7 protein-coding genes and 1 pseudogene are annotated in these 14969 nt (G+C 60.5%); 6 read left to right on the top strand and 2 right to left on the bottom strand.

Annotated features, from left to right (window positions below):
• Position 1: 1 nt before the first annotated feature.
• From LOX95_RS14335 to LOX95_RS09885, 5 genes and pseudogenes are all read left to right on the top strand, one after another.
• A pseudogene (locus LOX95_RS14335) lies at positions 2 to 1444 on the top strand (Ig-like domain-containing protein); the annotation flags it as partial.
• A gap of 2535 nt (positions 1445 to 3979) precedes the next feature.
• Entirely contained in the window at positions 3980 to 4663 is a 684-nt protein-coding gene (locus tag LOX95_RS14330) for a type I secretion C-terminal target domain-containing protein (protein ID WP_427846583.1), read from the top strand.
• Between the two features lie 340 nt (positions 4664 to 5003).
• Positions 5004 to 6359 (top strand): TolC family protein, encoded by a 1356-nt coding sequence (locus LOX95_RS09895; protein ID WP_242914320.1) that lies wholly within the window; start codon positions 5004 to 5006, stop codon positions 6357 to 6359.
• Positions 6356 to 8506, top strand: a complete 2151-nt coding sequence (locus LOX95_RS09890; protein WP_242914319.1) for a type I secretion system permease/ATPase — start codon at positions 6356 to 6358, stop codon at positions 8504 to 8506. The genes LOX95_RS09895 and LOX95_RS09890 overlap by 4 nt, the downstream gene beginning before the upstream one ends.
• Before the next feature lie 31 nt (positions 8507 to 8537).
• Positions 8538 to 9668 carry an HlyD family type I secretion periplasmic adaptor subunit gene (locus tag LOX95_RS09885; RefSeq protein ID WP_242914318.1) on the top strand — a complete coding sequence of 377 codons (1131 nt, stop codon included), beginning with the start codon at positions 8538 to 8540 and terminating at the stop codon, positions 9666 to 9668.
• A gap of 255 nt (positions 9669 to 9923) precedes the next feature.
• Here LOX95_RS09885 and LOX95_RS09880 read toward each other — a convergent pair whose 3' ends face one another.
• A complete protein-coding gene (locus LOX95_RS09880; RefSeq protein ID WP_242914317.1) occupies positions 9924 to 11597 on the bottom strand; it encodes an amino acid ABC transporter ATP-binding/permease protein in 1674 nt (557 codons plus the stop codon).
• The gene (gene cydD / locus LOX95_RS09875) at positions 11594 to 13228 is read right to left on the bottom strand and encodes a thiol reductant ABC exporter subunit CydD (protein ID WP_242914316.1); all 1635 of its coding nucleotides are present in this window, start codon (positions 13226 to 13228) and stop codon (positions 11594 to 11596) included. Before cydD ends, LOX95_RS09880 begins: the two co-directional genes overlap by 4 nt.
• Before the next feature lie 169 nt (positions 13229 to 13397).
• Between cydD and LOX95_RS09870 the strand changes: the two genes are divergently transcribed.
• Entirely contained in the window at positions 13398 to 14969 is a 1572-nt protein-coding gene (locus tag LOX95_RS09870; RefSeq protein WP_242914396.1) for a cytochrome ubiquinol oxidase subunit I, read from the top strand.

The raw sequence follows: 14969 nt of genomic DNA, 5'->3' as shown, positions 1-14969 counted from the left end.
AGTGATCAACGGTAGCGTAACGGGCGTACTGGAGGCCGGTGAGGTCGTGGTGGTCTATCGCGGTGCTACGCGCCTCGGTGTGGCTACTGTGTCCGGCAATACCTGGACCTTCCAGGATAGCGGTCTGGCCTCGGGTTCGAGCTATAACTACACCGCCCGTGTCGAGGATGCTGCCGGCAACCAAGGAACGGCATCGGCTGTCGGTACTCTGGTCGTCGACAATGTCGCACCGGCAGCCCCGGCTGCTCCGACCACGTATAACGATAACTCGGCTCCGGTCATCGATGCCAACAGCACGGCGGCACAGACCAATGACCCGACCCCGGGTATCAATGTCGGGGCAGGGTTGACCGACACGCCGAAACTGTACGTGGACGGCGTCCTTGTGGCATCGACCTATGATCCGGTGGCGGGAACGCTTACACCCAATGCTCCAATTGCGAACGGCGCTCACACCTTTACCTACACCCTGTCTGACGGTGCAGGTAACGAGAGCGCCCAAAGCGGCGGCCTAGTCATCGGTATCGACACGCTTGCTCCGGCAACGCCGGCAACGCCGACCACCTACAACGATAACTCTGCGCCGATCCTGAATACGGCCAGCACGGCAGCGTCGTCCAACGACACCACTCCGGGCCTGAACATCCCGACGGGTCTGGTCGACACGCCTAAACTGTACGTCAACGGCGTCGCTGTAGCGTCCACCTATGACGCGGCCACTGGCACACTGACGCCGGTGACGCCGCTGGCAGATGGCAACTACTCGCTGACCTACTCGCTGGTTGATGCTGCGGGTAACGAAAGCGGCCAGAGCGGTGCTCTCCTGCTGAACGTGGATGCTTCGCCTCCACCTACGCCGGCGGCACCCACCCAGTACAACGATGACGTGGCGGGCATAATCAATCCGACCAGCAGCGCTCCGGTTACCAACGACAACCGTCCTGGTATCCTTGTGCAGGCAGGTCTGACCGAGACTGTGAAGCTGTATGTTGATGGTGTGGTGGTTGCGTCTACCTATGACGCAGCGACCGGCACCCTGACGCCCGCCGTAGCAGTCACCGACGGCGCGCACACCTTCAGCTACTCCATTACGGATGCTGCGGGTAATGAAAGCCAGCGCAGCGGTAACCTGTCGCTGACCATCGACACGGCGGCTCCGGCTACGCCGGTGGCTCCGACGCAGTATCACGACAATGCTGCGCCGGTACTCAACACGAACAGCACCGCCACATCGACCAATGACACCACGCCGGGTATCCGCATTCCTGCGGGACTGACCGAACAGCCCAAGCTGTACGTGAACGGTACTCTGGTCGCTGCTACGTATGATGCCGCGACCGGCACCCTGACGCCGACGACCCCGCTGGCGGAGGGCAACTATGCCTTCACCTACTCGCTGACGGATGCGGCCGGTAACGAGAGTGCTCAAAGTGGTGCGCTCAATGTCACCGTCGACTTCAGCGCTCCGAACCAGGCGATCTCGATCGTCAACTACACCGATGACGTGGGCTCGGCGCAGGGAACGTTCGCTAGCGGCGTCGTCACGGACGACCGTCGTCCGGTCCTGAACGGGACCGTCGGCAGTACTCTGCTGGCAGGTGAAGAAGTCCGCATCTATGAAGGCGCGACCCTGCTGGGGACTGCCACGATGTCGGGCAACTCGTGGAGCTTCCAGTTGCCGTCGCTGGGCGACAACACCACGCACACCTATACGGCTCGTATTGCCGATGCGTCGGGTAATGAAGGTCTCGCGACACCGGGCTTCGTGGTGAACGTGGACCTGGACATCATTATCAATACCCAGTCCACCCTGGACACGACCCCGTTGATTACTGGCTACACAGGCTTTGCCCTTGAGCCGGGTGAGTACATCGAGGTGACGGTGGGCGGAACGACCTACAGTTCGCAAACGGGTGCTGTGGTCATCGATCCGCTGAACAACACCTGGTACGTGCAAGTCCCCACCGCTCTGGCCACGGGAACATACAATGTCATTGCTACGCTGAAGACTGCGACCGGCACGGTTGTTCTCACTGACGCCACGAGCGGCGAGTTGATTATTGCTCCAGCTCCGGCTGCGCCGACTCTTCCGAGCGCCACGGATCCGAACTTCAAGCCGACTGCAGTCACGCTAGAAAACGGTGCCTGGCAGATCTACACCAATGGTAACCTGTTGGAGCAGACAGCTACCAACGTCACCAACTTCACCCAGTTCAGCGTCAATACGCTGCTGAACCGAAACACCCAGGTTATGGGTGCCGCCACCTTCATCGATTTCGATCGTGACGGGGATATGGACATCGTTGGTGTTGATAACGATTTCGCCGATGGTCAGCAGACGTTCGAGCGTAAGAGTTTCAACGGCACCATGTATCAGACCAAGGGCATGACGGGCCGCGACAACAAGGACTGGTACGGCTTCCAAATCGGCGGTGCAGCGGACATGCCGGACGGCCAGTACGCTGACTATAATCACGCCACTAATGACGCTTATGCGGCGGTTGTTTATACTATCAATGGTGGTATGGCGGCCTTCGACAAGGTCGGGGATGGTTATGCCGACATGGTCGTGGGTGACACGGCGTACGGCGATGGTACGGCTCGCGAAGGCCTAGACTCGTCGTTCGTTATGAACGACCGCCTCATGGGCGGTACGGCCTACTTCCACCAGGACAACGCCTATACCAGCACGGGCAACGCAGCCAATCAGCTGCAAGTAGCAGCGCTGACTGGCGTAATCAGCAACGTCAACCAAGACCAGTTGTCAGGTCACGTTGCGACGGCTGACTTGGATGGAAACGGTACCGTGGATATCGTGGGTTCGGGTGGTAACATCTTCCGCGTCCAAGGGTACCTCAACAGTGTCAATACCGGGACGAATGATCTGATTGTGATCAAGAATGCCGGTAACGGTGCCTTGAATACCAGTCAGATTGTACAGACCGTGTTCACTGATACCGGCGCTGGCTATGTTCTCTCCAGTGTCACTTTTGCCGACTTTGATGGCGATGGTGACTTGGATATGTTCAATGCCGAGCGCGGCCTGCTGCGGAACGACAATGGCTCCTTCAACGCCACAGCTGCGAATGCGCTAACTGGTATCCAGACGAGTATCCTGGCCTGGACGGGAATGAGTAATACTCACCGTGGTTCTGTGTCGGTCGACTGGAACGGCGACGGCAAGATGGACCTGATCACCACCAGTGATGTCGGCATCGCTGCCAAGCAGATGTCCTACTTCCAGAACACGTCGACAGGCGCGAACAACTTCAGCTTCGCTGCCGCTCAGGCGTGGACCAATGGAACCACCGTCTCCAAGGGTGTGTGGAGTGCTGGAGCTACCCCTGGATCGGGTCGTGGTTTCAGCGGTCTCATCGCCGCCGATATCGACTGGGATGGCGATAAGGACATCATGGCGTTCACGACGGGTGCAGGTACGTACTACGTCGAGAACAAGGACGCTAACATCAACAACGGTGCCAACACCGGGGTGCTTCACTTCCGCATCGTGGACCAAGAGGGCATCAACTCGCTGTTCGGTAACCTGGTCAAACTCTACGATCAGGCTACGGGTCAGTTGGTGGCGACCCAGATCATCAACCCGCAAGCTGGCCAACAGACCAATGACTCGTCTGCTTTGGTGAGCTTCTATGGCCTCGATCAATCCAAGACCTATACCGTCCAACTGCTTCGCAATATCGGCGGGAATGCAGCTCACGTTGGGTCTGGAGACTTCGGTGGCTATAATCTGACTGCCATCCAAGCGGCTTGGACGACTGGAGTATTCTACTCCAATTCTGCGGCTGGTAATGGTGGTCAAACGGCAACCACGGGTATTGGCGGTATCAACGCCGCGTGGGGCGGATTGCGGACCGGTAATGCCTGGGATGCGACTGTTCTGACCGCTGAAAACGGCAATGGCCAGTTCGACGCCAACCGTGGTCAAGGTGTGCTGGGTACCGGCTATAACGATACCTTCATGGCCTCGCGCGGTAACGACGTTTACAACGGTGCGGGGGGCTCGGTCATCGTGTCGGGCAGCCGTGTCTGGCTGGCTGACGGCGGTATCGATGTCGTCGACTACAAGGCGGCGGGCAATACCGCGATCACCGTGAACCTGTCGAATACCGGTATCCAGAACACCGGCTATGGCAACCATCGCTACGTCAACATCGAGGGTATCAGCGGCGCTAACGGTGCTGACACCTTCACCGACAATGCGGCGGACAACGTCTTCAACGGTCGCGGTGGCAACGACACCTTCAACCTGTTGAACGGCGGTAAGGACACGCTGATCTATGATCTGCTGACGGCCGCGGACGCTACCGGTGGCAACGGCCATGACCAGGTATTCGGCTTCAAGGTCGGTACCTTCGAAGCGACCCCGAATGCGGATCGCATCGATCTGGCTGATCTGTTGATTGGCTATACTGCGGACGCCGATGGTCCTGCCCACTACATCAATGGTGTCGCCACGATTGATGCCGGTGAGACCATCGGAGCGTACCTGTCCGTTGTCCGGTCGGGTGGCAACACCACCCTGATGCTGGACCGTGATGGTGCCGGCGGAGCCTATGCCCCGACTGCGCTCGTTACACTGAACGGTGTGGACGTGGATCTGGCCACCTTGCTGGCGAACCACCAGATCGTGATCGGCGGCTAACCCGCCCGATCCGGTCCAGAGATTGCGGCTACCATTCTTACCGAATGGTAGCCGTATTCTTTTGATGCCTATGATGATCAGGCGCGGACCATAGCGCTTTCACTGACTTCATCAGGAATGGCCGAGGAAATGCAGTTTAGCGGATAAGGAATTTTACTTATCCGCTGGAACCGAAATCGGTATCAAACGGTAACTACAGTACAGCTTTATCTGCCAAACGTCTTGTCTGGTTAGGGGAGCAAGGTGTCTGGGTGTCGTTAGTATTTATTACATGATTAATACTATACGAATGGGTGGTGGCTATGTATTCGTCAATCCTGTTTAGCGGGCGATTTACCGTATGAAAAATAAGCGCTTGCTTGCGATCTTAGCCATGTCGGTAAGCGTCGCGGCGATCTCTAATGCTGTTTTGGCGCAGGAGGTCGCAGAGCCGGTTGCCATCACGGTTTCGCCAGCGCCGTCGGAAGATCTGGTTGGTCTTAGAGAAGCGGTGGCCTCGGCCATCGGGACGCATCCGGCTTTAAGGCAGAGCGCATCTCTGATCGACCAGCGGCTGGCCGAGGAACGCATCGTTCGCTCCGATGGCCGTCCTGTCATCGAATACTCGCTTCAGCCTGGATACAATCCGCAAAGCGATAGGGATGCGATCCTCCAGCTTAATATCAGCGGGCGCGTGCCGGTTTACGACTTTGGCAAGATCAAAGCGCGCCGCAGCGCCGCCGCGAACCGCACCGTGCAGTACCGGCATCTGTTCGAGAACCAGGAAGAACTGATCGCCCTCGATCTGGTCAACGCCTATCTCCAATACGCGCTCTGGCGCGACGCGCTGGCAGCCGCCAACGAGCACATCGAGCAGCTGGGTGGCATACGCCAACGCATCGAAATGCGTATCGCCGCCGGCTTGGCGGATGTCTCGGATCTGCGACGGACAGATGTGTCTATCAGTCGGGCCAATCTTCAGCGCGATCAGGTTCGCAGCCAAATGGAGCAGGCCGAGGACCGCATCCACCTGATGTCTTCCACGGAAGGCCAGCCGGTTGGAACATTCGACGAAACCGCAGCAATGTTACGCGCGTCTCAGACACCTAGCGTCGATAGTGCAGACGACGTTCCTGTGGTTGCTGCTGCCCGGTCCGAATGGGATGCGACACGCGACGAGGTGCGGGGCGCACGGGCCAACCGCTATCCCAGTGTCAGCATTGGCGTGACCAACAGTAGCTATCTGATGGATGACCGACGCCCGGGCCAGGACAGTTCGATGTTCGACAATCGCACCCAGTTCGGCCTTTTCCTGACGGGTCGGGTGGCGCTCGGCGGAGGCGCGCGTCATCAGATCGCGGCGGCAGAGGCGGCCAGCTCAGCAGCCGCGTCGCGTTACCAGTCCGAGCTGCTCAGGCTGGATATGGCTGTGGTGGCTCTAACACGTCAGCGTGCCGAGGCGACAAATCGCCTTGGCGGATCGGGCGAAGTGGTCTCGGTGTTGGAAAACGCGCGCGATCTTTATTGGCAGGAGTACATCCTGTCCAAACGTAGACTTACCGAAGTCTTTGATATCGAACGTGAAATTTATCAATCCCGTGTCGATCAACTGCAGGCGCGCGCAGATCAACTTAGCGCCGTCGCAGAACTCCTCGGCGTACAAGGGCAATTGATCAGCACGTTGGAAATTCCCAGCAGGGGAGGCGGTGGCCGATGACTACTGAAACAGATCACAAGATCGAGGCTTTCCGTCATGCCGCCGAGGCCGGCGGGGGTAATTTCGCCACAGACGAACTGGCCTATGTTTGTGCCACCGAGCCCACCCGCTCGGCGGATGAAGTGCTTGGTCAGTTTGCACAGGGGCAGGGGTTCGAAGTGAGGGCCTTCTCGGTCGGAGGGCTCAAGCGTCCCGATGCAGCCGAGTTGCCTCTGGCTATCTTTGGCGTATCCCAAAGCTGGGCGGTGACCGCCTTTGATGGCACCAACTACCATGCTGTCGAGTTCAGCGAGGGAGGGCGTACTGTTCGCGAGATCAGTGCGGATAAGTGGTCCAGCTTTGCTTCGGGTGTTGGCAGCAACCGCGCCTTCACCCTTCTGCCTCTCGCGGCGGTTCGCGAACGTCTGGCTGCGGAACACGTCGTCACCAAACCGCGCAACTGGCTGTGGGATGTTTTCCGCGAGCACCGGCGCGTGTTCCTTGATCTGTCATTGGCTGCAGTCGTCAGCAACCTTCTGGGTATCGCTACCTCGCTATTTGCGATGCAGGTCTGGGACCGTGTTGTTCCTGCGCACTCAACCAATACTCTGTGGGTTCTGGTTATCGGCGTGACCGTTGCGATGGTGTTCGACTTCATCTTGCGCAAGGCGCGGGTCACGATCACCGATCAGGTAGGCCGCGAGGCCGATCTGGCCGTTTCGTCTCGCTTCTTCGCCCACATGTTGGCGATCAGTAACGATGCGCGCCCTCGCGCCCCGGGCACCTTGATCGCGCAGCTGCGAGATCTGGAGCAGGTGAGGGACCTTTTGACGTCGACGACGCTGGGAGCCTTGCTGGACCTGCCGTTCCTCGTCGTATTCCTGTTCATCATCTGGTTGCTGGGCGGACCGTTGGTGATCGTGCCGCTGCTGGCTATCCCGATCGTCGCGCTGCCGGGCCTTCTGTACCAGCGCAAACTGGCCGAGCTGTCCCGCAAGACGGCGATGGAATCCTCTCTGCGCAACACGATCCTGATGGAGAGTGTCCTGCGCGCCGAGGACATCAAGAACCTGCAGGCCGAAACCCAGTTCCGCCATCGCTGGAACCAGGTCAACGACGTGACTTCGCGCGTCAATGTCGAACAGCGCGGCATTGTTCACGGACTGCAAATCTGGAGCGCCTCCATCCAGCAACTCGCCTACATCGGCGTGGTTACGATGGGTGTGTACCTGCTGTTCAACCAGCAGATTTCCTTCGGTGCCATCTTGGCCTGTTCCATCCTGACCAGCCGCGCCATTGCGCCCATCTCCCAGATCGCCTTGCTCTTGGGCCGGCTGCAAAGCGCGAAGGTCAGCAAGGAAGGCTTGGACAAGCTTTTGCAACTGCCTACCGACCAGTTGGGCGATGGTCAGCTGCGCAACGTCAAGATCAAGGGTCAGTATCGGGTGGAGGGCGTACGCTTCACCTACGACCCTGAACTGCCGGTCGCCCTGACGGTAGAGCGCCTGAACATTGCACCGGGCGAGCGTGTCGGAGTGATCGGTAAGATCGGTGCGGGCAAATCCACCTTGCTGCGGTTGCTGGCCGGATCCTCCGACCCGCAGGTCGGCAAGGTGATGCTGGATGACGCGAACATACAGGCCTACGCGCCGTTCGATTTGAGGCAGGCGATCGGGCCCGTGCTTCAGGACTCGGCGTTGTTCTTTGGAACGCTGAAAGAGAACATCAAGATCGGCGTGCCCCAGGCGACGGACGAGGACATCCACAAGGCCCTGACCATGCTGGGATCGGACAAGATACTGCTGTCCCAGCCTGCAGGACTGAACCTTATCGTGCGCGAAGGCGGGCAGGGTCTGTCTTCGGGTCAGCGTCAGGCTGTACTGATGGCACGTGCGCTGTTGCGCGATCCGAAAATCCTCATTCTGGACGAACCGACCGCCGCGTTCGATGACGTGACGGAGCGCGAGTTCCTTCAGAGGCTGGATGCATGGTTGGGTGATCGCACACTCATCGTCTCGACCCACCGTGCCGCCGTTACGTCGCTGGTGAACCGACTGATCGTGATCGATCAGGGGCGCATCCTAATGGACGGCCCGAAAGACAAGGTGATTGCCGCCCTTTCAAATCAGGGCTCCACCCAAGTGAAGGAGCAAGGCCGTGGCGAATAAGCGGGTGTTTTAACTTCCTAAAGGGGTGGCGATGCGTTCACGCATGATCGTCTGGGTCATCGTGGCGGCGTTTGTTACGCTTGCCGTATGGGCATCGTTCGCCCAGATCGACGAGGTCGCTGTCGGGCAGGGCAAAGTTGTCCCGTCCACGCGCAGTATGATTATCCAGACCTTCGACCCGGGGACCCTCAAGGAGTTGAAGGTCAAGGAAGGCGATGTGGTCGAACGCGACGAACATCTGGTGACGCTGGACCCCGTTCAGGCGGAATCTCTGGTCGGTGAGGCAGACTCCCGCATCGATGCGCTTCAAGCGCGCGCTGCACGACTGGAGGCTGAGACACGCGGCGTTGGCCAGTTGGTGGTGCCCGAGGGTGTTGTTCTGTCAGCCGAAGCCCGCGAGCGCGAGCAAGCGGCTCTAACAACCAATCAGCGCGCTTTCCGCGATAATGTCGCCAGTCTGGAACGCGAACTGGCACTGGCCCGCGAGGAACTGGCGACGGTGGAGCCCTATCTGAAATCTGGCGCGGCCAATCCGCTCGAAGTCCTGAAAATCCGCCAGAAGATTGCCGAACTAACCACTCGTATCAGTGCCACACGCAGCCAGTATGCCGTGGGTATTCGCGAGGAATACAGCCAGACGATCTCCGAACTGGACCCCCTGAAAGATGTGCGTGTGAGCCGTGTGGATCAACTGCGCCGCACCATCATCCGTTCGCCGGCCCGCGGGGTGGTGAATGATTTGCGTGTGACCACGATTGGCGGCGTTGTGCCTGCCGGTGGTGCCCTCATGGAGATTGTGCCGCTGGACGACACCTTGCTGGTGGAGACGAGGATCAGCCCGCGCGACGTCGCCTTCATCCATCCGGGGCAGGCCGCCAATGTGAAGATCACCGCGTTTGATTCCTCGATCTACGGGAAGCTGCCCGCCACGGTCGAGCGTATTTCGGCGGACTCCATCACCGATGAGAACGATAAGCGTATCCAATACTATCGCGTCTATGTCCGCACCAAGAACGCGTATGTGCAAACGCGCAACGGGCGTCGCATGCCGATCATACCGGGCATGGTCGCCGAGACAGAAGTGAATACGGGTCGTCGTACCGTTATGAGCTATCTGCTCAAGCCTCTGAACAAGGCCAAGGAAGCTCTCAGAGAGCGCTAAGGCCGGAACAGAAAAAGGGCCACGCGGCAAAAGCTGCGTGGCCCTTTCCCTTGCAAGGAAGAGAAACAAAGGGGATCGGCGCGAGCCTATTCAGACTTGGTCTGATTGCTCCAGACCGAGACGACCCCCAGCACGATCATGAACAGGGTGAAGGCACCGATGATCGGGAAAACAGCGAGGGCAGCGGAAGCGGTCATGTGCAAATCTCCTTTGCCCAGACCCTATTCCCGCTCCAGGTTCGCGCCTTGAGACAGATCAAATAGCAAAGCTCTGCGTACCCGAATTTTTGTGCGCGTGGATCACCGTCAGTTTTACGCTCCCATCAGAGTTCACGCCGCTGACTTGAGCGACCTCTTCGCAGAGGGTGAGGGGGTGGGACCGGTGACTGATAAGGATCAGGCCCTGACCCGACGTCGCCAGATGGGCGCGCAGGTGTTTGATGACTTCACACTCTGTTGCCGCGTCCAGTCCCTCGGTCGGTTCGTCCAGAATGAGGAAGGGAGCAGGGCGTAAATACGCCCGCGCCAAGCCGAGGCGCCGTCTCTCGCCGCCTGATAGAGCGTTGCCGTTTTCGCCCGTGGGCATCGCCAAGCCCGATCCTGATGCCCGGATGCGAACATCCAGACAGGCGCGCTCGAGAGCGCTCCACAATTCGGCATCGGTGGCGTTCGGGGCGGCCAGTCGCAGGTTGTCCGCGACGCTGCCATTGATGAAATGGGTCTGCTGCGCAGCATAGGCGAACAAGCTCCGCGCCCGTTGTGGAGACAGGCGCGACAGGTCGTGCCCGCCCATGCGGAGATGACCTTCGGGCGCGGAGCGCAGCTTCATCAGTTGTTCGACAAGGGTGGACTTGCCCGCCCCCGAGGCACCGCAGATGCCGAGGCGGCTGCGCGGACGCAAGGGAGAGAGGCCCTTGATATCGATGTACGATTGAACGCGTTCGTCGGCGCGATAGGATTTTGCCGTAGCCATCAGGGCATCCAGACGTGCCGTGGCCATCTCGACCTCGCCCCGCTGCCCGATAGCGCCGACCAGCGTGCCGCAGGCGTCCAGCACCGCGATGGCGCTTAACAAGGCCAGCGCCATCAGAGCCGCAGATCCCGATGCGGTGGTCAGGACGACGAGGACCACCGATGCTGCCATAGCGAGGCTCTGGACGAGGGCTAGCCACGCCGTACCTCTCGCCAGCTTTTCGCGTGCCTCGACATAGGGAACGGCGTCCGCATTGACCCGATCGCACGCCCACGACGACATGCCATAGGCGCGCAGTTCAGGGGCGGCCGCAGAGAGGCTGGAGAGTGTGTCCTTCAGTTGGCCTGCGGTGGTGCGAACCTGTCGTCCTGCCTCCTGGGTCACGCGTTTGGCCAGCAGGACAGCGCAAACGATGTAGGCTAGACCAATCAGGGCGACGCCCAAAGCCACCGGCCAGCCGGCAAATGCGCAGGTGATGACGCCCGCTGCGATGCCGGCACCGGCGCCCCACGGCGCAGACAGGCGCACGAACCGGTTCTGGACCGCATCGACATCCTGCATCAGTCGTGCCGAGGCCTCGCCGCTGGACAGCGACTGTCCTTTGTCCGAGCGGGCGATGGCCGCGAACAGTTGGGGGCGCAGGGCTGCCAGTGCGTGGAGCGCCGCATTGTGGCCGGTGACGCGTTCGCCATAGCGGGCCGCGGTCCGGACAATCGCCAACAGCCGGATCATGGCGCTGGGGATCATATAGTTGAACGCCTTGGCGACCAGCGGGCCGCCCAGACCTGCGATGGCGGATGCGGTCAGGAACCACGCCGATAGTCCCAACAGGACAACGGCCGCTACCGCGACAGCGGCTGCGCAGACGCTGGCGGCCAGCAGGTGGCCGAACTGGGCCTTCTCCTGTTGCCGGATCAGGTCGTGGATAGACGGGCGGCTGGTCACAGGCGGCTTCATAGGGACACCACACGGTCGGCCAGACGGGCAATCTCGTCGCTATGGGTCGCGATCAACGTCGTTCGGCCGCGTGCCACGTCTTTGAGAACGGGCAGGAGGGCGCGTTCGGACGCAGTGTCCAGATGGGCCGTCGGCTCGTCGAGGAGCAGGATAGGGGCAGGTTTCAGGAAGGCGCGCGCCAGACCGAGGCGTCGACGCTCGCCCCCTGACAAGCCGCCACCGCGTTCATCAATGACGCGGCTGAGGTCGCCCGATAGACCGGCCTGTGCGGCGGCCTGCATCACCTGGCGCGTCGTAGCGGCAGGATAGGCGAGGCGGATATTGTCCTCGACAGTTCCGGGCACGACCATGGGGGCCTGTCCGGCATAGGCGACAAAAGGCACCAGATCGAGTTCGGCGCTCAGGGCGATGCCATCCACGCGGATGGTGCCCGCGCCGACGGGGACCAGACCCAAAAGGCTGTGCAGCAGGCTGGATTTGCCCGACCCGCTGGGGCCGACGAGGGCAATGGTCTGTCCAGCAGCGATGTCGAGGGTGAAGCCCTGCACGACAGGTGCAGCACCGTCATAGGTGATGGCGATGCTTTCAAACGCGATAGCCGGAGCCTTGGTTAGGGATATAGCCTTGCGGTCTAGTGTAGGCTTGGCGGCTTCCAGCGCTTGCAGAGCGGGTACGGCGGAATCTGCGGCCTGCCGTTCGTGATAGGCGGCTGCGAGGCGTCGCATGGGTTGATAGACCTCCGGTGCGAGGGCCAGCAGGAAGAAGGCCTTACCCAAAGTCAGGGTGTCGGGCGCAGGAAACGGTAGAATGCGCAGCAGGTTAAAGCCGCAATAGACGGCGACCAGCGCGACCGAGAGCGCCGAAAAGAACTCCAGTATCGCCGACGACAGGAAGGCTACACGCAGGACCCGGGCGGTCCGCACGGCCAAAGCGTGGGAGGCACCGGCAATTGTGCGGGTTTGGGAGCCCTCGGCCTCGAATGCCAGAATGGCTGGCAGGGCGCGTATGCGGTCCAGAAACAGACCGGATAAACGCTCCATCGCCTGAAACTGACGGCGGCTTTCGCTTGCAGCCGCCATGCCGGTCAGCGCCATGCCGATCACAAACGGGAGCAGGGTGAACAGCAGAATGCCCGCAGCGAACGGGCTTGCAATCGCGGCTGCGGCAATCAGCACCAGAGGTACTATAGCGGCTGCAAATCGCGCGGGAGCGAACTTGGCGAAATAGCCGTCCAGCGCATCGATGCCCTCGATAAAGGCCGTCATGGCTGCGCCGTCGGACAGCTTTCCGACAAACACTGCGGGGGCCAGCGATTGACGCAGTCCCGTTTTGACGGTCCCCGCAACCTTGGCCGCTTGTCCCGCTGCAAACTGGGCCAAAAGTCCTCTGGCAACCAAGCTGCCGACCGCGAGCGCGGCACCCGGTGCGACCGCAGACAGAACGGGGGTAGATCCTGCTGCCGCGTCAATCGCTCTACCCATGGCCCAGCCCAAACCAGCAGCAAAGCCGATGGCTGGCAGGGCATCCGCAAGCGTGAGCAGACCCACGACCTGCATCGGCCGTTTCCAGTCGTTAGTTGCGGACTTGAGCCAGCGTGCCGTGGCGCGACTGTCGGGCAGGGTGTCGGTCATGGATATCCTTGCGAGCCTCCGCAAAGGCCGTGCGTACGCGATGAACCCACTTCTAACCCGCGCGCGCATAAGTTGGCTTTGATCGAGATCAAGGCGGACTATTCAACCCTGAGCTAGGGCAGCTGCAATGCCGATGGACATGCATCGGCGGTCAGGAGCCTTAGTCATGATCGACCTTGCGGTCGTGGACCTATCGCGCCTTCAGTTCGCACTGACGGCGCTATACCACTTTCTATTCGTGCCCCTCACACTGGGGTTGTCCTTCATGCTGGTCATCATGGAGTCGATCTATGTGATGACCCGTCGTCCGATCTGGCGGACGATCACCCGTTTCTGGGGCACGCTGTTCGGCATCAACTTTGTGCTGGGCGTCGCCACGGGCATCACCATGGAATTCCAGTTCGGCATGAACTGGAGCTACTATTCCCACTATGTGGGCGACATCTTCGGTGCGCCGCTGGCCATCGAAGGTTTGATGGCCTTCTTCCTTGAAGCGACGTTTGTGGGACTGATGTTCTTCGGCTGGGACAAGCTGAAGCCGCACGCCCACCTGTTTGTGACCTTCATGGTGGCACTGGGCACCAACCTGTCGGCCCTGTGGATCCTGATCGCCAACGGCTGGATGCAAAATCCGGTCGGTGCCGCCTTCAACCCCGACACCATGCGTATGGAAGTCGTGGACTTCATGGCGGTGCTGTTCAATCCGGTCGCACAGGCCAAGTTCGTGCACACGGTTTCGGCGGGCTATGTGATCGCATCGGTCTTCGTGCTGGGCGTCTCGGCCATCTACATGCTTAAGGGCAAGCACAAAGGCTTTGCCAAGCGTTCGATGACGGTGGCGGCAGCCTTTGGTCTGGCCTCGTCGCTGTCGGTCGTCATTCTGGGCGACGAGTCAGGCTATGCCCTGACCGATAACCAGAAGATGAAGCTCGCGGCGCTCGAGGCCATGTGGCACACCGAGGAAGCCCCTGCCGGGCTGACGGCCATCGGCTTCCCGAGCCTGAAGGATCGCCAGACCCATTACGAGGTCAAGGTCCCCTATGTGCTGGGCCTGATCGCGACCCGCAGCGTCGATAAGCCGGTTGCCGGTATCCTCGAACTGGTCGCCATTTCCGAAGACCGTATCGAGCGTGGCGTCGTCGCTTACGACCAACTCGAAAAGATCAAGGCCGATCCGACCGACATGCTTGCACGCGGCGAGTTCGAGAAGGTCCGCAACGATCTGGGCTATGGCCTGCTGCTGAAGCGTTTTGTCGAAGATCCGCGCATGGCCACCCCCGCTCAGATCAAGGAAGCGGCTTGGTACACTGTGCCGAACGTGCCGGTGATGTTCTGGTCGTTCCGCGTGATGGCGGGCATCGGCTTCCTGATGATCGGCCTGTTCGCGACGGCCTTCGTGCTGTGCACCCTGCGCAAGCACGAGACCAAATGGTTCCTGCGTCTGGCAGTACTGGCCATGCCGCTGCCGTGGATTGCGGCCGAGTTCGGCTGGGTTCTCGCCGAGGTGGGCCGTCAACCGTGGGCCGTTGAAGGCGTTCTGCCGACTTTCCTTGGCGCATCCAGCCTGACGGTTCCGCAGCTGTGGGCCACGATTGTCGGCTTCACGGTTCTTTATGGCGCGCTGGCGGTGGTCGAAGTCGGCCTGATCGTTCGCACCATCAAGAAGGGCCCGTTCCACGAGCAGGAACAACAGGCGCTGTTCGAGGACGAAGACGCCCCGATGGTTGCTCAGGAAGGATAA

It is taken from the genome of Brevundimonas pishanensis, assembly GCF_022750635.1.
Taxonomy (GTDB): Bacteria; Pseudomonadota; Alphaproteobacteria; order Caulobacterales; family Caulobacteraceae; genus Brevundimonas; species Brevundimonas pishanensis.
The sequence above is the reverse complement of the archived record's forward strand: the minus strand, read 5'-3'. Positions and strand labels throughout refer to the sequence as shown.

Excerpts from the sequence above, each read along its gene's own strand:
- LOX95_RS09880 (WP_242914317.1), bottom strand. The coding sequence starts at position 11,597 with ATGAAGCCGCCTGTGACCAGCCGCCCGTCTATCCACGACCTGATCCGG.
- LOX95_RS09890 (WP_242914319.1), top strand. The coding sequence starts at position 6,356 with ATGACTACTGAAACAGATCACAAGATCGAGGCTTTCCGTCATGCCGCC.
- LOX95_RS09895 (WP_242914320.1), top strand. The coding sequence starts at position 5,004 with ATGAAAAATAAGCGCTTGCTTGCGATCTTAGCCATGTCGGTAAGCGTC.
- LOX95_RS09885 (WP_242914318.1), top strand. The coding sequence starts at position 8,538 with ATGCGTTCACGCATGATCGTCTGGGTCATCGTGGCGGCGTTTGTTACG.
- cydD (WP_242914316.1), bottom strand. The coding sequence starts at position 13,228 with ATGACCGACACCCTGCCCGACAGTCGCGCCACGGCACGCTGGCTCAAG.
- LOX95_RS14330 (WP_427846583.1), top strand. The coding sequence starts at position 3,980 with ATGGCCTCGCGCGGTAACGACGTTTACAACGGTGCGGGGGGCTCGGTC.